Raw genomic sequence first — 18,113 nt, forward strand, 5'->3', positions numbered from 1 at the left:
GGCCCCCGGTGCGTGGGGCTCAGCCGGTCAGCGGCAGCGCCGCCAGTTCCGCGACCGCCCAGGTCAGCGGTGCGAAGACGGCGAGCAGCGCGCCGGCGCGCAGCAGGGCCGCCGTGCGCAGGACGGTGGGCGGGGCGCCGATGCGGAGGAGGGCCTCGGTGGTGTGGGCGCGGCCCTGCCGGGATTCGAGGGCGGCGGTCAGGAGGGTGGCGGTGGTGCAGGCCAGGATCAGGGCCGCGCCGAGGCCGGTGAGCGGGCCGAAGGCGCCGGAGCCCGCGTCCGCGTCGTACAGGGTGGCCGCCGCGAGCGTTCCGGAGATCACGGCGCTGACCACGCCGAGCGGGCGGCCGATGCGGCGGGACTCGTCCATCAGGACGCGGCCCGCGAGCAGCCGGGTGGCGCCGGGCCGGACCGCCTGGAGGAGGCGGCCGCAGCCGTGGGCGAGGCCCGGGCCCGCCAGGGCGAGGCCCACGGCGGTGAGGACCCAGCCGGCGAGGACGCCCGCCGGGTTTCCGTCGAAGCGGCCCGGCAGCGGGAGGCCGCTGCCGGCGCCGCCGCGTCCCGCGTACGTCTCGATGGCGAGGCCGACCGCGACCAGGGCGACGCCCCAGGGCAGCCCGGACGGCATCGCCTTCTCGGCGCCTTCCGGTGCGGCGGGCGCGGTGCGGGGGCGCAGCGCCAGGCCGGCCGCGGTGGCGGCGGCGACCGGGAGCACGGCGAGCAGGGTGAGGGCGGCCGCGAGGGGGATCGGCTGGTCGGCGGCGAGGAGATCGGCGGCCGCCCCGTCGAAGGGCAGGCCGGTGATGTCGCCGCGCAGGTGCAGGTAGAACAGCAGCGCGACCGTGGAGCCGAGGGTGCAGGCGACGGCGGTGGAGGCGGCGGCGATCGCCGTGAGCCGGGCGGGGCCGAGGCCGACGGCGGACAGCCCGGGGCGCGGCCGGGTGCTGGGGTCGGTGCGGGCCACCGCGACGGCGAACTGGACGGTCGCGGCGAGCGGCAGGACGCACCAGAGCAGCCGCAGCGCCGAGGCCGAGGACTGGGCGGGGTGCCCGACGGCGTATCCGAGGGTGCAGAGCAGGAGGAAGCCCACCCCCGCGGCGGCGGCGGCGACGAGGAGCCGGCGCGTCAGGACGAGGGGGTGGGTCCCGCGGGCTAGACGGAGAGCGAGCACGCGGCGACGCCCTCCGCCCCTGACGCCGGGGGTACGGCGGCGACCCTGCGTCCGTCGAGGAGGGCGACGGTGCGGTCGGCGAGCGCCGCGACCTCGCCGTCGTGGGTGGCGAGGAGCACGGTGATGCCGTGCGAGCGGGCCGCGGCCGTGAGGGTGCGCAGGACCTGTGCGCCGTCGGCCCGGTGCAGGGTGGCGGTGGGTTCGTCCGCGAAGAGGACCGAGGGGGTGGTGACCAGCGCGCGGGCGATCGCGATCCGCTGGCGCTGGGACTGGGTGAGGGCGTGCGGCCGCTTGCGGGCGCAGGCGCCGATGTCGAGCCGCTCCAGCCATTCCAGGGCGGTGGTCTTCGCGGCCCGGTGGGAGGCGCCGCGGAGCAGCAGGGGGAGGGCGGTGTTCTCCCAGCCGGTGAGCTCGGGGACGAGGCCGGGCTCGGGGTCGATCCAGCCGAAGCGGTCGCGCCGGAGCCGTTCGCGCTGGGCGGGGCCCAGGGTGTGCACGGGGCCGCTGTTGAACCAGACCTCGCCCTGCTGGGCGACGAGCTGGCCGGAGAGGCAGCGCAGGAGGGTGGTCTTGCCGCTGCCGCGGGGGCCGACGACGGCGAGGATCTCGCCGTCGCGGACGCCGAGGGAGACGCCGCTGAGGGCGTCCGAACCGCCCAGGGCGCAGTGCAGGGAACGCGCCCAGAGCACGTCGTTGTCCGGTGGGGCCATCGCGTACACCTCGATGTCGGATCCGATACTCGCCTTCCCCCGCCCGGGGGAACGAAGGGACGGGCCTGTCGGTCACTCGGCACCGTAAGGATTCAGATCCGGTTGTACGGACAGCACACGGCCCGGGCAGTCGCCATCCACTCGGATGGCGGCATGCCCGGGCCGGGGTCACGCCGTGAGGGCGGCGTGAGGCTCGCTGACGATCAGAGCTTGGTCCACGCCTCGGTGAGCACCGAGCGCAGGATTCCCTCGATCTCGTCGAAGGTGCCCTGGTCGGCGATCAGTGGCGGGGCCAGCTGGATGACCGGGTCGCCACGGTCGTCGGCACGGCAGTACAGGCCGTTGTCGAACAGCGCCTTGGACAGGAAGCCGTAGAGGACGCGCTCGGTCTCCTCGTCCGTGAAGGACTCCTTGGTGACCTTGTCCTTGACGAGCTCGATGCCGTAGAAGAAGCCGTTGCCGCGGACGTCGCCGACGATCGGGAGGTCGTGCAGCTTCTTCAGGGTGTCGAAGAAGTTGCCCTCCTGGTCCAGCACGTGCTGGTTCAGGCCTTCCTTGTCGAAGATGTCGAGGTTGGCGATCGCGACCGCCGACGACACCGGGTGGCCACCGAAGGTGTAGCCGTGCAGGAAGGTGTTGTCGCCCTTGTAGAACGGCTCCGCGATGCGGTCCGAGACGATGCAGGCGCCGATCGGGGAGTAGCCCGAGGTCATGCCCTTGGCGCAGGTGATCATGTCCGGCACGTAGCCGAACTTGTCACAGGCGAACATCGTGCCGAGGCGGCCGAAGGCGCAGATCGTCTCGTCGGAGACGAGCAGCACGTCGTACTGGTCGCAGATCTCGCGGACGCGCTGGAAGTAGCCGGGCGGCGGCGGGAAGCAGCCACCGGCGTTCTGCACCGGCTCCAGGAAGACGGCCGCGACGGTGTCGGCGCCCTCGAAGAGGATCTGCTGCTCGATCTGGTCGGCGGCCCAGCGGCCGAAGGCCTCGGGGTCGTCGCCGTGGATCGGGGCGCGGTAGATGTTGGTGTTCGGCACCTTGTGCGCGCCGGGGACCAGCGGCTCGAAGGGGGCCTTCAGGGCCGGCAGGCCGGTGATGGACAGGGCGCCCTGCGGGGTGCCGTGGTAGGCGACCGCACGCGAGATGACCTTGTACTTGGTGTGCTTGCCCTGCAGCTTGAAGTACTGCTTGGCGAGCTTCCACGCGGTCTCGACGGCCTCGCCGCCACCGGTGGTGAAGAAGACCTTGTTGAGGTCGCCCGGCGCGTAGTCCGCGAGGCGCTCGGCGAGCTCGACGGCCTTGGGGTGCGCGTACGACCACACGGGGAAGAACGCGAGTTCCTTGGCCTGGTTGTACGCGACCTCGGCCAGTTCCTGGCGGCCGTGTCCGGCGTTGACCACGAAGAGACCCGCGAGACCGTCGAGGTAGCGCTTGCCCTTGTCGTCGAAGATGTAGGTGCCCTCACCACGCACGATGGTGGGAACGGGCGAGTTCTCGTACGACGACATGCGCGTGAAGTGCATCCACAGGTGGTCGTACGCGGTCTTGGAGAGGTCCTGGGTCACGATTATCGAGTTCCCCACATGTAGGTCTGCTTCTTGAGCTTGAGGTAGACGAAGCTCTCGGTGGAGCGCACGCCCGGCAGGGTGCGGATGCGCTTGTTGATCACATCCAGCAGGTGGTCGTCGTCCTCGCAGACGACCTCCACCATCAGGTCGAAGGAGCCCGCGGTCATCACCACGTACTCGCATTCGGCCATGGCCGTGAGTGCCTCAGCCACCGGATCCAGGTCACCCTCGACGTTGATGCCGACCATCGCCTGCCGTCGGAAACCCACGGTGAGCGGGTCGGTGACGGCGACGATCTGCATGACGCCCTGGTCGAGCAGCTTCTGGACGCGCTGCCTCACGGCTGCTTCGGAGAGGCCGACGGCCTTTCCGATCGCCGCGTAGGGGCGGCGACCGTCCTCCTGGAGCTGTTCGATGATCGCCAGGGAGACGGCGTCGATCGTCGGGGACGAACCGGTTCCGGTTCTGGAGTCTGTGCTTCGACTGGCCACGCCTTCACTGTGCACCGAGATTGTCTGTCGTGCAACCCCGGAGCGATGTAATTCGTTGCGAACGGCTCTCAATCTCACTGAATCCGAAGTTGAGGGGGGTCGGGGCTGTTGAAAGCGTCAGTCGAGCGATTAGGCTGAGGTGTCTCGCCCATCGGGACACCGCACAAGGACGTGCGACGACAGAACGTGACAGGAGGGGTGGCAAGTGACCACCGAGCTGCGCCGGCTGCGTAACTACATCAACGGGGAGTTCCGCGACGCGGCCGACGGCCGCACCATCGAGGTGGTCAACCCGGCCACCGGCGAGGTGTACGCCACCTCCCCGCTCTCCGGGCAGGCCGACGTCGATGCCGCCATGGAGGCCGCCGCGGCCGCCTTCCCCGCCTGGCGTGACAGCACGCCGTCCGACCGTCAGAAGGTGCTCCTCAAGATCGCCGACGCCTTCGAGGAGCGCGCCGAGGACCTGATCGCCGCCGAGGTGGAGAACACGGGCAAGCCCCTCGCCATCACGGCGAGCGAGGAGATCCCGCCGATGGTGGACCAGATCCGCTTCTTCGCGGGCGCCGCCCGCATGCTCGAAGGCCGCTCGGCCGGCGAGTACATGGAGGGCATGACCTCCATCGTCCGCCGCGAGCCCGTCGGCGTCTGCGCGCAGGTCGCGCCGTGGAACTACCCGATGATGATGGCCGTGTGGAAGTTCGCCCCGGCGCTCGCCGCGGGCAACACCGTCGTCCTCAAGCCCTCGGACACGACCCCCGCGTCGACGCTCCTGATGGCCGAGATCATCGGCCAGATCGTCCCCAAGGGCGTCTTCAACGTCGTCTGCGGCGACCGCGAGACGGGCAAGGCGATGGTCGAGCACCCGACCCCGGCGATGGCCTCCATCACCGGCTCGGTCCGCGCCGGCATGCAGGTCGCCGAGTCGGCGGCCAAGGACGTCAAGCGCGTCCACCTGGAGCTGGGCGGCAAGGCCCCGGTCGTCGTCTTCGAGGACACCGACATCGAGAAGGCCGTCGAGGACATCTCCGTCGCCGGCTTCTTCAACGCCGGCCAGGACTGCACGGCCGCGACCCGCGTCCTCGTGCACGAGTCCATCCACGACGAGTTCGTCGCCGCCCTCGCCAAGGCCGCCGCCGAGACGAAGACCGGTCAGCCGGACGACGAGGACGTGCTGTACGGCCCGCTCAACAACGCCAACCAGCTGAAGCAGGTCACCGGCTTCATCGAGCGCCTCCCGGCCCACGCCAAGGTCGAGGCCGGCGGCCACCGCGTCGGCGACAAGGGCTACTTCTACGCCCCGACCGTCGTCTCCGGCCTCAAGCAGGACGACGAGATCGTCCAGAACGAGGTCTTCGGCCCGGTCATCACCGTCCAGCCCTTCGCGGACGAGGCACAGGCCCTGGAGTTCGCGAACGGCGTCGAGTACGCCCTCGCCTCCTCCGTCTGGACCAAGGACCACCAGCGCGCGATGCGCATGTCCAAGGCCCTCGACTTCGGCTGTGTGTGGATCAACACCCACATCCCGCTCGTCGCCGAGATGCCCCACGGCGGCTACAAGAAGTCCGGCTACGGAAAGGACCTCTCCGCCTACGGCTTCGAGGACTACACGCGCATCAAGCACGTCATGACCTCCCTGGGCTGATCCCGCCCCGGACCCGCGCGGCCCCGGCACCTTGATCGACAGGGTGTCGGGGCCGCGCTCCGTCGCTCGACGGACCGTCCATTGCCGCAGGTCACGGCCGACCGGGATGCTGCTCGGGTGAGAGCGACAGCCAGGAAACACATGTCCCGCCGGTCCCTGCTGCGCGGCATCGGCGGTGCCGGGGCCGCCACCCTGCTCGCCGGGTGCGGGGTCCCCGCCGCCTACGTCGAGGAGGGCGACCGGACCGGCCGGGACCTCTCGGCGCGCGACCGGACACTCGAATTCGCCAACTGGCCGCTGTACATCGACACCGATGACGACGACACCTCGAAGCGGCCCACCCTGGACGCCTTCCGGAAGCGCACCGGGATCTCCGTCCGCTACACCGAGGAGATCAACGACAACGACGAGTTCTTCGGCAAGATCAGCCCCTCCCTGATGAACCACCAGGAGACCGGCCGCGATCTGATCGTCGTCAGCGACTGGATGGCCGCCCGCTTCGTCCGCCTCGGCTGGGTCCAGGAGATGGACCGCGCCGCCCAGCCGAACGTCGCGAAGAACCTCAATCCGCAGCTGAGGTCGCCCGCCTTCGACCCCGGCCGGCTGCACAGCGTGCCCTGGCAGTCCGGGATCACCGGCATCGCGTACAACCGGAAGAAGCTCGGCCGGGAACTGCGCTCCACCAAGGAGCTGTGGGCCGACGACCTGCGCGGCAAGGTCACCCTGCTCTCCGGGCTCGACGAGTCGTTCGCCCTGCTCATGCTGGGCAACGGCGTCGACGTGACCCGGTGGACCGGCGACGACTTCCACGCCCTGTGCGAGCAGATCGAGGGGCTCGTCCGGGCCAAGCACATCCGGCGCTTCACCGGGAACGACTACATCAAGGACCTGTCCACCGGCGACGTCCTCGCCTGCCAGGCGTACTCCGGCGACGTCATCCAGCTCCAGGCCGACAACCCGGACATCGAGTTCGTCGTCCCCGAGGAGGGCGCCGAACTGTGGGCCGAGTCGCTCATGGTCCCCAACCTCGCCCAGCACAAGGGCAACGCCGAGAAGCTCGTCGACTACTACTACGAGCCCGAGGTCGCCGCCGAACTCGCCGCCTGGGTCAACTACGTCTGCCCGGTGCCCGCCGCCCAGGACGTCCTCGCGGACTCCGGCGACGCGGAGCTCGTGGCGCTCGCCGAGGACCCGCTGATCTTCCCCGACGCCGGCATGCGGAACCGGCTCGCCATCGCCCGGGACATCACCGCCGAGGAGCGCCAGGCCTTCGCCAAGAGGTGGAACTCGATCGTGGGCCTGTGAGTTGGAACGATCATGACCGACACGCGCCTCAACCCCCTTGTCACCTACGGCCTGTTCCTCGCCTGGGCGGTGCACGACGCCGAAGAACTCGCACGCGGCCCGCGCTGGCTCCGGGAGAACCTGCCGGGCCTTCGCGAACGCTTCCCCGGAGTTCCGGAGCGGGTGTGGAAGGCGATGGAGTCCGTCGACGAGCGTGAATTCGCCGCCGCGGTCGGGGTGATGGCGGTGATCGTCGCTTCAGCAGCCGTGTCGGGCGCGCGCTCCGGCGGCCGGTCCGGCTTCTACCAGGGAGCGGTGACCGGCTTCGGCCTCCACGGCCTCGTCCACCTCGCGCAGGCCGCCGTGGCGCGGGACGTGACGCCCGGCGCGGCGACCTCGCCGCTCGTCGTCATCCCCTTCTCCCTGTGGGCCAGGGCCCGGCTGCGGCGGGCCGGGGTGCTGCGGCCGGTCGGGGCCGGAGAAGTGGTGGCGGGGCTCGCGGTGGCGGCGGGGGCGACGGTGGTCTCGCACGCCGTGGGCCGCAGGGTCGCCGCCCGCTTCTGAACGTGCTCAAAAACAACCACCCCACTTTTCTGAACACGTTCAATAGGGGTGTACGTTGTTCCCATGAGCGACACGAACGGGCCGAGAGCCCTTCTCACGCACATCCGCGTCTGGCTGATCGTCTTCGTCGTCTGCCTGGTCCTGAGCGGGGCCACCGCCTTCCCGCTCGTCACCGAACTCCGGCTCCTCGACTCCGCCCTGGCCGGCTGGGCCTCGCCCGTGGCCGATCTTCTCCCCGGGCTCGCCGATTGGATCCACCGGGTACGGGAGGGAGTCGCGGCCGCCGACGACCAGGCCCCGTACCTGCTCTACGGCACCGACTGGCTGGCCTTCGCGCACCTCGTCATCGCGGTCGCCTTCTACGGCCCGTACCGCGACCCCGTCCGCAACGTCTGGGTCGTCGAGTTCGGCATGATCGCCTGCGTCGGCATCATCCCGCTCGCCCTGATCTGCGGCCCCGTCCGGGGCATCCCCTTCTGGTGGTCGGTCATCGACATGTCCTTCGGCGTCATCGGCATCCTGCCGCTGCTCCGCGTACGCCGCATGATCAAGCGCCTGGAGGCGCTCACTCCGACGGCGTTCCGAACGTCGCCAGCATGAGGCCGAGGGCCGTCCGGGGCATGTCCTGCCCCTTGGCGTCGGTGGAGTTGACGCTGTAGACGAGGGTGCGGGCGCCGTCACGGGTCGACGCGATGGCCGTGTTGTAGCCCCAGCGGCCGCCCGTCTTCCCCCAGACCTCGCGGCCGCCGAGCTTCTTCATCGACAGACCGGCGGAGTACGCGGCCGGGGCGCCGGACGCGAAGTCCGGGACCTTCGGAAGCGTGAACATCTCCTCCAGGAGCGGACCGCGCACCACACCGCCCTTGAACAGGACCTGAGTGAAGCGCTCCAGGTCGGCCGTGGTCGAGATCAGGTCCCCCGCCGCCCAGCCGTCCGTCGTCCCCCACACCGACACGTCGCGCAGCCCGGTCGAGCCGTCGTCGAGCCTCATCGTCTGGTAGCCGTGGTTGTACGGCCCGCGGATCTCCGGGTCCGCGCCGGGGAAGTACGTGTCCCGCAGCCCGAGCGGCCGCAGGATCCGCCGCTCCACCTGGTGCTCGTACGAGTCGCCCGTGACCCGCTCCACGATCAGGCCGGCGATCGTGTACCCGATGTTCAGGTAGTGCTGCTTCGTGCCCGGCCGGAACTCGCGCGGCTGCGCCGTCGCCGAGCGGACCAGCTCCTCGGGGCTGTGGACCGCGAAACGGTTCGCGTACCACTCCTCGACCGTCTCGCCCGGCATGTCGGCGGCCGGGATGCCGTGGGTGTGGTTCAGGAGCTGACGCACGGTCACCCGGGCGTAGCGGCCGGGGATCAGGTCCGGGAGGTACGCGCGGGCCGGCCGGTCCAGATCGATCCGGCCCTCGGCGGCCAGCTGGAGGACGGTCGCCGCCGTGAACACCTTCGTCACCGACCCCGCCCGGAAGCGGGCGGCCGGGTCCGCCGGGGCGTTCGACTCCAGGTCGTGGACGCCGGCGCTGCCCTGCCAGGAACCCTCGGTGCCGCCGACCCGGACCAGCGCGGCCGTCGCGTCGGCCCGGGGGAGCCCCGCGATCACCGCGGACAGATCGGGCGTAGAGGCCTCGGCGGTGGCCGCCGGCTGCGACGCCGCGAAGGCGGGGGTGAGCGCCGGTCCGGCGGCGACGCCCAGGACCAGGGCGGCGGCGAGCAGGGTGCGGGTGGACTTCCTCATGGTCAACTCCAGTGGTGTGGGCCGTTGTTCTCGATGGCTCCATCCTGCTGACCAGCGGCGATCGGCGGATCGCCCGCACCGGCGGTCTTCGGCGGGTCAGTTCCTCCCCGGCGCGGGGGAGAGGCCGGGGCCCGCGGCTCCCCCGGGCGGGGGAGAGCCCGCCGCGACCAGACCCGACTCGTACGCGCAGATCACCGCCTGGATGCGGTCCCGCAGCCCCAGCTTGGCGAGCACGTTCCCCACGTGCGTCTTCACCGTGTGGTCGCTGACCACCAGTTCCGCCGCGATCTCCGCGTTCGACAGCCCCCTGGCGAGCAGCAGGAGCGTCTCGCGCTCCCGTCCGGTGAGGACGTCGAGGCGGGGATCGGTCCTGCGCGGGCCGCCCGCCGTGTACTGCTCCACGAGCCGCCGCGCCACGGACGGCGCGAGCAGCGAGTCGCCCGCCGCCACCACCCGTACCGCGTGCACCAGGTCGTCCCGCCGCACATCCTTCAGGAGGAAACCGCTCGCGCCCGCGTGCAGCGCCTCGTACACGTACGCGTCGGTGTCGAAGGTCGTCAGCATCACCGTCCGGCAGGCGGACTCCGCGCTGATCGTCCGGCAGGCCTCGATGCCGTCCGTCCGGGGCATCCGGATGTCGAGCAGCGCCACGTCCGGTGCGAGCCGGCGCACCGCCTCGACGGCCTCCGTGCCGTCCCCGGCCTCCGCCACCACCTCGATGTCCGGCTGCGCGTCCAGGATCATCGCGAAGCCGCTGCGGACCAGTTCCTGGTCGTCCGCGACCACCACCCGGATCGTCATCTCTCCCCCTCCTTGGTGGCCTGTACGGGCAGCAGGACCCGCACCTCGAACCCCCGGCCGCCCGGGCCGGGGCCCGTCTGCGCCGTACCGCCGTGCGCGGCGGCCCGCTCCCGGATGCCCAGCAGGCCGTGCCCGCCCGGGCCGCCCTGCGGGCCGCGCCCGTCGTCGGTCACCGTGACCCGCAGGACGCCGTCGGCGTGGGCGAGCCGGACGTCGACCGTACGGGCCCGCGCGTGCTTCACCACGTTCGTCAGGGCCTCCTGGACGATCCGGTAGACGCTCGCGCCCGTCGCCGCGGGCAGCGCCCGCACCCCGCCCTCCGTCGCGTACCCGACGGCCAGACCTCCGGCCCGCACCCGCTCCAGGAGGGCCGGGACGTCCGCGAGATCGGGCTGCGGCTCCCTCGGGGCGGCCGTCTCGCCGCCCTCGCGCAGCAGTCCCAGCATCTGCCGCAGCTGGACCATCGCCTCCCGGCCCGTCTCCGAGATCGCCTCGAACGCGGCCTCCGCGCGCTCCGGCGCCGCCCGCACCGCGACCGGGCCCGCCTCGGCCTGCACGACCATCAGGCTCACCGCATGCGACAGGATGTCGTGCATCTCCCGGGCGATCCTGGCCCGTTCGCGCGCGGCCGCCCGCTCGGCCTCCACCCGCTGCGCCCGCTGCCGCGCGTCCGTGAGCCGACCGAAGACATAGGCGGCGCCGAACACGAAGAGGGAGAAGGTGAGTTCGCGCGCCGACTGGGTGTTGAGCCACACCGAGGCCGGCACCGCGACCAGCAGGAGCCCCGCCGTCGTGAGCCGCTTCCAGGTCGGTGACAGCGCGGCGATCGTGTAGACGCCGACGAGACCGGTGTACGGCAGCGGCTGCCCCGGCCCCTCCAGGGCCAGCTTGTACAGCGCGCTCGCCGCCAGGATCGCGAGCAGCACCGCGAGCGGCGCGCGCCGCCGCCAGACCAGCGGCAGCACCGTCAGCGTCGTCAGCCCGTACGCCGGCCAGGTCGCCGGTTCGAGCTCGGGCCCGCGCGGCACCACGAACGGCATCGTCATCGCCGCCTGGACGAGCAGCGCGATCCCGAGGTCCACCGCCCACGGGTTGGCGGCGCCCCAGGTCCGCGCCCGCTCCCAGCCGTTCCGTACGTCCCCCCGTATGCCCATTACGGCTTGCGGCCCACCGCGCCGAACTGCGCCACCACGTCGCCCTCCTCGGAGCGCCAGCGCGCGCAGGAGACGACGCCCGGCTCCAGGAGGTCGAGGCCGTCGAGGAAGGAGGTGAACTCCTCCCGGGTGCGGGCGGTGATCGGCGGGGTCGCGTTCTCGTTCCAGAAGGCCATCGCGGCCTTGTTGCCCTCGCCGCCGAGTGCCGGTTCCAGGGTCGGGTGGGTCAGCACCAGGTGGCTGCCGGAGGGGACGGCGGCCATCAGGGTCCGCACGATCGTCCGGGCCTCGTCGGTGTCCAGGACGAAGTTGAGGATGCCGAGCATCATCACCGCGACCGGGCGGGAGAGGTCGAGGGTCCCGGCGGCCGCCGCGACGATCTTCTCCGGGTCGTGGGCGTCGGCGTCGACGTACTCGGTGACCCCCTCCGGCGCGCTCGTCAGGAGCGCGCGGGCGTGCGTGAGGACGATCGGGTCGTTGTCGACGTAGACGATCCGGGCGTCGGGGGCGATCCGCTGCGCCACCTCGTGGGTGTTGTCCGCGGTCGGCAGGCCCGTACCGATGTCCAGGAACTGGCGGACGCCCGCCTCGGCGGCCAGATGGGTCACCGCACGGCCGAGGAACGCCCGGTCCGCGCGCGCCACTTCGCCGATGCTCGGATAGAAGCCGGTGACCTGGGAGCCGACCGCGCGGTCCACCGGATAGTTGTCCTTGCCGCCCAGCCAGTAGTTCCACACGCGGGCGTTGTGGGCGATGTCGGTCCGGATCCGGTCGTTCATTCGCGAGCCTTTCGCAGCAGGGCGGCGAGGGCGTCGACCCGGTTCGTGGTGACCGAGTCCACCCCGTTCAAGATCAGCTTACGCATGGTGTGTTTCGTGTCCGCCGTCCAGGCCGAGACGAGCAGCCCGTCCCGGTGCACCCGCTCGGTCAGTCCCCGACTCACCAGACCGAAACGGTAGTTGAGCCACCGGGGCCGCACGACGTCGAGCAGCACCGGCCGGGGCGGGGCGAGGCTGGTCCACGTCAGGGCGATCTCGGCGTCCGGGTCCGCGGCCCGTACCTGGAGCATCGCGACGGCGCCCGCGCAGTAGTAGACCCGCTCCCCGGCGCCGCACTCGCGGACCGTGCGGACGATCGAGCGGACCGAGTCCTCGTTCCCGCCCGGCAGGTCCAGCATCAGCCGGTGGTCCCCGGCGGTGATCAGCGCGTCCCGGAGGGTCGGCACCCCGTCAAGGGTCAGCTCGCGCAGCTGCTCGTGCGAGAAACCGGAGAGCGGCCGGTCGTGGCCCCACAGGCGCTTCAGGGTGTCGTCGTGGAGGAGGACGGGCACCCCGTCCTTCGTCAGCCGGACGTCGATCTCGACCGCGTCCGCGCCCCGCTCGATCGCCGAGGCGATCGAGGGGAGCGTGTTCTCACGGACGCGGTACGGGTCGCCGCGATGGGCTACGACAGTGACAGGGCGCATGGCCCCATTCTCGTCGCCGTCAGCGCGCCAGCCAGTCGTTCGTGTACGTGTCGATCTCGGCGGCGATGCGGGCCTTGCCGGCCGCGTCGAGGAAGGAGGCCTCCACCGCGTTCTTGGCGAGGGCGGCGACACCGCGCTCGTCGAGGCCGAGGAGACGGGCGGCGACGGCGTACTCGTTGTTGAGGTCCGAGCCGAACATCGGCGGGTCGTCGCTGTTGATGGTGACCAGGACGCCCGCGTCGACGAACTGCCGGATCGGGTGCTCCTCGAAGGTCGCCACGGCCCGGGTCGCGATGTTCGAGGTCGGGCAGACCTCCAGGGCGATCCGGTGCTCGGCCAGGTACGCGAGGAGCTCGGGGTCCTGGGCGGAGCTGGTGCCGTGCCCGATGCGCTCGGCGCCCAGCTCGCGGATCGCGTCCCAGACGGTCTCCGGGCCGGTCGTCTCGCCCGCGTGCGGGACGGAGTGCAGGCCGGCCGCGCGGGCCAGGTCGAAGTACGGCTTGAACTGCGGGCGCGGGACCCCGATCTCCGGGCCGCCGAGACCGAAGGAGACCAGGCCCTCCGGGCGCAGCCCCTCGGTGGTGGCGAGCCGCGCGGTCTCCTCGGCGGAGACGAGGCCTGCCTCGCCGGGAATGTCGAAGCACCAGCGCAGGATCGTGCCGAACTCGGCCTCGGCCGCCTTGCGGGCGTCCTCGATCGCCGCCATGAAGGCGCGCTCGTCGATGCCGCGGCGGGTGGAGGAGTACGGGGTGATGGTCAGCTCGGCGTAGCGGATGTTCTGCCGGGCCATGTCACGGGCGATCTCGAAGGTCAGCAGCCGCACGTCCTCGGGGGTGCGGACCAGGTCGACCACCGACAGGTAGACGTCGATGAAGTGCGCGAAGTCCGTGAACGTGAAGTAGTCGGTCAGCGCCTCCGGGTCCGTGGGGACCTTGGAGTCCGGGTGCCGGGCCGCGAGCTCGGCGACGATGCGGGGGGAGGCGGAGCCGACGTGGTGGACGTGCAGCTCGGCTTTGGGCAGGCCGGCGATGAAGGGGTGGAGGTCGGTCATCGGGACTCCTCGGTGGATGGCCCCACCTTGCGATGGGAGGGAAGGGAGCTCGGGTGGAGCCGGCTCGGCCGCGACCACCCGGAGGTGGTCACGAATTGAGATGGTAGTTTGTGAGCTGTGTCGAATCACGTGAAGCGGGCTTTCAAGTACCGTTTCAAACCGACGGATGCGCAGGCTGCGGAGCTGTCGCGCACGTTCGGGTGCGTGCGCAAGGTCTACAACATGGCGCTCGCCGCACGTACAGAGGCGTGGGCTCGTCAGGAGCGGGTCAACTACAACCAGACCTCGGCGATGCTGACGGACTGGAAGAAGACTGAGGAACTGGCCTACTTGAACGAGGTGTCCTCGGTTCCTCTCCAGCAGGCACTGAGGCACTTGCAGCTGGCATTCGCCAACTTCTTCGGGAAGAGGGCGAGGTATCCGCGTTTCAAGTCGCGGAAGACGTCCCGCAGGAGCGCGGAGTACACCACCAGCGCGTTCCGGTACCAGGACGGTCGGCTCACTCTGGCGAAGATGGCAGAGCCGCTGGACATCGTTTGGTCCCGGTCTCTGCCGGAGGGCGTGTCTCCGTCCACGGTGACGGTGTCGCAGGACGCGGCGGGGCGCTGGTTCGTGTCGATGCTGTGCGAGGACGCCTCCGTGCGGTCGCTTCCCGTCACGGACACGGCGGTCGGGATCGATGTCGGCCTGGACCACCTACTGACCCTGTCCACTGGCGAGAAGATCTCCAACCCGCGGCACGAGCGCCGCGACCGTACCGCTCTGGCCAGGGCCCAGCGGAACCTTGCCCGCAAGGCTCCGGGTGAGGGTGCCAACAGGGTCAAGGCCCGGCGGAGGGTCGCGAGGATCCATGCCCGTATCGCGGACCGGCGGCGCGACGGGCTGCACAAGCTGACCACTCGACTCGTGCGTGAGAACCAAACGCTCGTGATCGAGGACCTGACCGTCCGCAACATGGTCAAGAACCGGAGCCTGGCCCGCGCCATCAGTGACGCGGCCTGGTCGGAGTTCCGGAGCATGCTGGAGTACAAGGCCGCTTGGTACGGGCGGGAAGTGATCGCGGTCGACCGCTTCTTCCCCTCCTCCAAGCTGTGCTCCCACTGCGGCAGGCTCGCCGAGCGCATGCCGCTGAACGTCCGCGCCTGGACGTGCGAGGGCTGCGGCACGACCCACGACCGGGACGTGAACGCGGCGAAGAACCTCAAGGCCGCCGGGCTGGCGGTGTCGGTCTGTGGAGCCGGTGTAAGACCCCAACGGAGAACTCCGGGCGGGCGGTCGGCGACGAAGCAGAAACCCCCACGGCGCGAGCCGTAGGAATCCCCCTCGTTCACGAGGGGAAGCAAGCCAACCGATCATCGTAGGCCGGGCGGGCGGATCCCCCGTAGGGGTGAGGCCGTAACATGACGTGACCACAATGGGGGAGGCCCATGTCTGACAACCGAGACCAGTCGCGGGGCGGGTACGACCCGACGGACCCGTGGGCTCCGCCGAACCGCGACGGGGTGGAACTCAGCAAGCCGGCGTCGCCGTCGCCCGCGCCGGTGCACGACCAGCAGACCGTCACGTCCATGCCGCTCACGCCCGAGCCCGGCGGCCAGCTCCCGCCGCCGCCGGTCGCCCCGGGCGGCCCGGCGGCCACGCCCGGGTACGGCTACCCTGCGGACACGTCCGGCGGCTACGGCTATCCGGCCGACACGTCCGGCGGCTACGGCTATCCGGCGGCGGCTCCGGCCCCGCCGACCGCCTCGGGATACGGCTACCCCGGGTATCCGGGATACGGCCAGCCCGGCTGGCAGCAGTCCCCGTCCAACGGCATGGGCACGACGGCGATGGTGCTCGGCATCATCGCGGTCGCGGGCTTCTGCATGTACGGACTGGGGGTGATCCTCGGCATCCTGGCGCTGATCTTCGGCATCATCGGCATGAAGAAGGCGGGCCGGGGCGAGGCGACCAACCGGGGCATGGCGCTGGCCGGCGTCATCCTCGGCTCGATCGGCATCCTGGTCAGCGCCGTCTTCCTCGGCTTCATGATCTGGGCGATCTCCCAGGACTCCACGTCCTTCGACGACTCGGGGACCGACGAGGACCCGTTCGCGTCGAGCCTGCAGATCGAGCAGAGCGCCCGCTGACGCCCGTACGCACCGCGAGGGCCCCGCACCTCCCCGAGGGGGTGCGGGGCCCTCGCGCGTGTCAGGCGGCGCGCAGCCGCTCCCGGGCCTCCATGAGCGCGAAGCCCAGCAGGTTCAGGCCGCGCCAGCGGGCCGGGTCGTGGGCGCCGGGGGCGTCCGCGGCGAGCCCGATGCCCCAGACGCGGTCCAGCGGGCTGGCCTCCACCAGGACTCGCTCGCCCGTGCCCAGGAGGTACGCGCGCAGGGCCTCGTCCGAGGAGAACTTGTGGACGCTGCCCTCGACGACGATCCCGAAGCGCTCCCGCTCCCAGACCGCGTCGTCGAAGCCCCGCACGAGCCGTCCCGCGTTCTTGGCCTGAGCGGGGGTAGGGGCGGTCAGCGCGGCCCGCTCGGCGTCCGCGTCCCCGAAGAGGCGGGCCTTGGCGGCCATCATCCAGTGCTCCGCGGTCGCGTACGGCACTCCGTCCACCGTGAAGGGGGCCGGCCACCACTGGCTCAGACAGCTCGCCGAGAGCCGCCCGTCCGGGTGTGGACGGTGCCCCCAGAAGTGCAGCCACTTGACCCTCCCCCGGCCTCCGGCCGGGGGGACCCCCATTTCGCTGCGCTCACCCCTGTTGACCTGCTGCGTCAGCTCTTCGATCTTGCTCATACATGCGAGTCTGGCATCCGCCACGGACACTCCGTACGGAGATTTTCCGGCAGTCTCGACACATGGTCGACCGATTCCGTCGCGTAACCAAAAGGCAACAACGGAATCCCTTGTTGGAGGGTTCTCTCTCTGTCAGGATCGGCACTCAATTCGAGCTGGGACAACGGAGAGCGTCATGACCAACCGCTTCCAGGTGACGGACCGCTTCGCGGACGGCGCGCAGTACATCGGCGGAAGGCTTCGCGCCGGAACCTCAGATCGGGAACACAGCGTGATCGACCCGGCGACGGGCGAGAGCGTGTACACCTACACCCTCGCCTCCACCGCCGACGTGGACGAGGCCGTCGCCGCCGCCAAGGCCGCCTTCCCGGGCTGGGCGGGAGCCACCCCGGGCGAGCGCTCCGACGCGCTGCACCGCCTCGCCGGCGTGCTCGCCGACTGGGCGGAGGACATCGCCCGGGTCGAGTCGCTCCAGTGCGGCAAGCCCCTCAAGCTCACCACCGAGTTCGACGTGCCCGGCACGATCGACAACACGGCCTTCTTCGCGGGGGCCGCCCGCCACCTCCAGGGCCAGTCGGCCGCCGAGTACTCCGGCGACCACACCTCGTACATCCGGCGCGAGCCGATCGGCGTGGTCGGCTCCATCGCCCCCTGGAACTACCCGCTCCAGATGGCCGCCTGGAAGATCCTCCCGGCGATCGCCGCAGGCAACACGATCGTCCTGAAGCCCGCCGAGCTGACCCCGCTGACCTCGCTGATGTTCGCGCAGGCGGCGAAGGAGGCCGGCATCCCCGACGGTGTCATCAACATCGTCAGCGGCGCCGGACGGGTCGTCGGCGAGCACCTCGTCGGCCACCCCGACGTCGTCATGACGTCCTTCACCGGCTCCACCCCGGTCGGCAAGCGGGTCGCCGAGGTCGCCACCGCCACCGTGAAGCGGCTCCACCTCGAACTCGGCGGCAAGGCCCCGTTCCTCGTCTTCGACGACGCCGACCTGGAGGCCGCCGCCCGGGGCGCCGTCGCCGCCTCCCTCATCAACAGCGGCCAGGACTGCACCGCCGCCACGCGCGCGTACGTCCAGCGCCCGCTCTTCGACGCCTTCGTCGCCCGGGTCGCCGAGCTCATGGAGACCGTCCGCGTCGGCGACCCCTTCGCACCGGACACCGACCTCGGTCCGCTCGTCAGCCACCGCCACCGCGACAGCGTCGCCGCTTTCGTCGAGCGCGCCCGCGGCTACGCCACCGTCGTCACCGGAGGCGAAGCCCCTGGTGGAGAGCTGAAGAACGGCGCATACTACCGTCCCACCCTGATCACCGGCGCCGCGCAGGACAGCGAGGTCGTGCAGTCGGAGATCTTCGGTCCGGTCCTGGTGGCCCTGCCCTTCGACGGTGACGACGAGGGCATCCGGCTCGCCAACGACACCCCCTACGGCCTCGCCGCCTCCGCGTGGAGCCGTGACGTCTACCGGGCCAACCGTGCCACCCGGGAGATCAAGGCGGGCTGTGTGTGGGTCAACGACCACATCCCGATCATCAGCGAGATGCCCCACGGCGGCACCAAGGCCTCCGGCTACGGAAAGGACATGTCGGCCTACTCCTTCGAGGAGTACACGCAGGTCAAGCACGTGATGTTCGACAACACCGCGGTGGCGGCCAAGGACTGGCACCGCACGATCTTCGGGGACCGATAGCAATTCGCCGCC

Annotated in this window: 18 protein-coding genes; 7 read left to right on the top strand and 11 right to left on the bottom strand. The window is 71.1% G+C overall.

Annotated elements, in window-relative coordinates; all coding sequences use genetic code 11:
• Positions 1–19: 19 nt before the first annotated feature.
• From ACN9M0_RS26750 to ACN9M0_RS26765, 4 genes are all read right to left on the bottom strand, one after another.
• Positions 20–1,171 (bottom strand): hypothetical protein, encoded by a 1,152-nt coding sequence (locus tag ACN9M0_RS26750; protein WP_366038707.1) that lies wholly within the window; start codon positions 1,169–1,171, stop codon positions 20–22.
• A complete protein-coding gene (locus ACN9M0_RS26755) occupies positions 1,153–1,881 on the bottom strand; it encodes an ABC transporter ATP-binding protein (protein WP_366038706.1) in 729 nt (242 codons plus the stop codon). Before ACN9M0_RS26755 ends, ACN9M0_RS26750 begins: the two co-directional genes overlap by 19 nt.
• 203 nt (positions 1,882–2,084) lie before the next feature.
• Complete coding sequence (locus ACN9M0_RS26760) at positions 2,085–3,464, bottom strand: aspartate aminotransferase family protein (RefSeq protein WP_426404331.1); 1,380 nt, start codon at positions 3,462–3,464, stop codon at positions 2,085–2,087.
• A complete protein-coding gene (locus tag ACN9M0_RS26765) occupies positions 3,449–3,955 on the bottom strand; it encodes an Lrp/AsnC family transcriptional regulator (RefSeq protein ID WP_366038703.1) in 507 nt (168 codons plus the stop codon). Before ACN9M0_RS26765 ends, ACN9M0_RS26760 begins: the two co-directional genes overlap by 16 nt.
• 190 nt (positions 3,956–4,145) lie before the next feature.
• On the opposite strand from ACN9M0_RS26765, the gene ACN9M0_RS26770 reads away from it, so the two are divergent.
• The 4 genes from ACN9M0_RS26770 to ACN9M0_RS26785 all read left to right on the top strand — a co-directional run bounded on the left by ACN9M0_RS26770 (position 4,146) and on the right by ACN9M0_RS26785 (position 8,030).
• Complete coding sequence (locus ACN9M0_RS26770) at positions 4,146–5,582, top strand: gamma-aminobutyraldehyde dehydrogenase (protein WP_366038701.1); 1,437 nt, start codon at positions 4,146–4,148, stop codon at positions 5,580–5,582.
• Between the two features lie 141 nt (positions 5,583–5,723).
• Positions 5,724–6,887, top strand: a complete 1,164-nt coding sequence (locus ACN9M0_RS26775; protein WP_366038700.1) for an ABC transporter substrate-binding protein — start codon at positions 5,724–5,726, stop codon at positions 6,885–6,887.
• Between the two features lie 12 nt (positions 6,888–6,899).
• Positions 6,900–7,430, top strand: a complete 531-nt coding sequence (locus ACN9M0_RS26780; RefSeq protein WP_426404332.1) for an HXXEE domain-containing protein — start codon at positions 6,900–6,902, stop codon at positions 7,428–7,430.
• A 63-nt stretch (positions 7,431–7,493) separates the two neighbouring features.
• Positions 7,494–8,030 (top strand): hypothetical protein, encoded by a 537-nt coding sequence (locus ACN9M0_RS26785; protein ID WP_426404333.1) that lies wholly within the window; start codon positions 7,494–7,496, stop codon positions 8,028–8,030.
• Here ACN9M0_RS26785 and ACN9M0_RS26790 read toward each other — a convergent pair.
• The 6 genes from ACN9M0_RS26790 to ACN9M0_RS26815 all read right to left on the bottom strand — a co-directional run bounded on the left by ACN9M0_RS26790 (position 7,996) and on the right by ACN9M0_RS26815 (position 13,633).
• A complete protein-coding gene (locus ACN9M0_RS26790; RefSeq protein ID WP_426404334.1) occupies positions 7,996–9,162 on the bottom strand; it encodes a serine hydrolase domain-containing protein in 1,167 nt (388 codons plus the stop codon). The genes ACN9M0_RS26785 and ACN9M0_RS26790 overlap by 35 nt on opposite strands.
• A gap of 96 nt (positions 9,163–9,258) precedes the next feature.
• Complete coding sequence (locus tag ACN9M0_RS26795; RefSeq protein WP_366038695.1) at positions 9,259–9,963, bottom strand: response regulator transcription factor; 705 nt, start codon at positions 9,961–9,963, stop codon at positions 9,259–9,261.
• Entirely contained in the window at positions 9,960–11,117 is a 1,158-nt protein-coding gene (locus tag ACN9M0_RS26800) for a sensor histidine kinase (protein ID WP_366038693.1), read from the bottom strand. The genes ACN9M0_RS26795 and ACN9M0_RS26800 overlap by 4 nt, the downstream gene beginning before the upstream one ends.
• A complete protein-coding gene (locus ACN9M0_RS26805; protein WP_366038692.1) occupies positions 11,117–11,896 on the bottom strand; it encodes an SAM-dependent methyltransferase in 780 nt (259 codons plus the stop codon). Before ACN9M0_RS26805 ends, ACN9M0_RS26800 begins: the two co-directional genes overlap by 1 nt.
• Positions 11,893–12,582 (bottom strand): glycerophosphodiester phosphodiesterase, encoded by a 690-nt coding sequence (locus ACN9M0_RS26810; RefSeq protein ID WP_426404335.1) that lies wholly within the window; start codon positions 12,580–12,582, stop codon positions 11,893–11,895. The genes ACN9M0_RS26805 and ACN9M0_RS26810 overlap by 4 nt, the downstream gene beginning before the upstream one ends.
• Positions 12,583–12,601: 19 nt before the next feature.
• Complete coding sequence (locus tag ACN9M0_RS26815) at positions 12,602–13,633, bottom strand: adenosine deaminase (RefSeq protein WP_366038690.1); 1,032 nt, start codon at positions 13,631–13,633, stop codon at positions 12,602–12,604.
• 117 nt (positions 13,634–13,750) lie between these two features.
• Here ACN9M0_RS26815 and ACN9M0_RS26820 point away from each other — a divergent pair, with 117 nt between their 5' ends.
• Positions 13,751–14,947: an RNA-guided endonuclease InsQ/TnpB family protein gene (locus tag ACN9M0_RS26820; RefSeq protein ID WP_366038689.1), complete on the top strand. Its 1,197-nt coding sequence runs from the start codon at positions 13,751–13,753 to the stop codon at positions 14,945–14,947.
• Between the two features lie 113 nt (positions 14,948–15,060).
• Positions 15,061–15,762, top strand: coding sequence for a DUF4190 domain-containing protein (locus tag ACN9M0_RS26825; protein ID WP_366038688.1), 702 nt, complete (start codon positions 15,061–15,063; stop codon positions 15,760–15,762).
• A 61-nt stretch (positions 15,763–15,823) separates the two neighbouring features.
• Here ACN9M0_RS26825 and ACN9M0_RS26830 read toward each other — a convergent pair whose 3' ends face one another.
• Positions 15,824–16,411 carry an NADAR family protein gene (locus ACN9M0_RS26830; protein ID WP_366038685.1) on the bottom strand — a complete coding sequence of 196 codons (588 nt, stop codon included), beginning with the start codon at positions 16,409–16,411 and terminating at the stop codon, positions 15,824–15,826.
• Positions 16,412–16,586: 175 nt separating this feature from the next.
• Between ACN9M0_RS26830 and ACN9M0_RS26835 the strand changes: the two genes are divergently transcribed.
• Complete coding sequence (locus tag ACN9M0_RS26835) at positions 16,587–18,101, top strand: gamma-aminobutyraldehyde dehydrogenase (RefSeq protein ID WP_366038684.1); 1,515 nt, start codon at positions 16,587–16,589, stop codon at positions 18,099–18,101.
• The last annotated feature ends 12 nt before the right edge of the window (positions 18,102–18,113 follow it).

This window comes from Streptomyces sp. R-07 (assembly GCF_049913175.1).
In the GTDB taxonomy this organism is placed as follows: domain Bacteria; phylum Actinomycetota; class Actinomycetes; order Streptomycetales; family Streptomycetaceae; genus Streptomyces.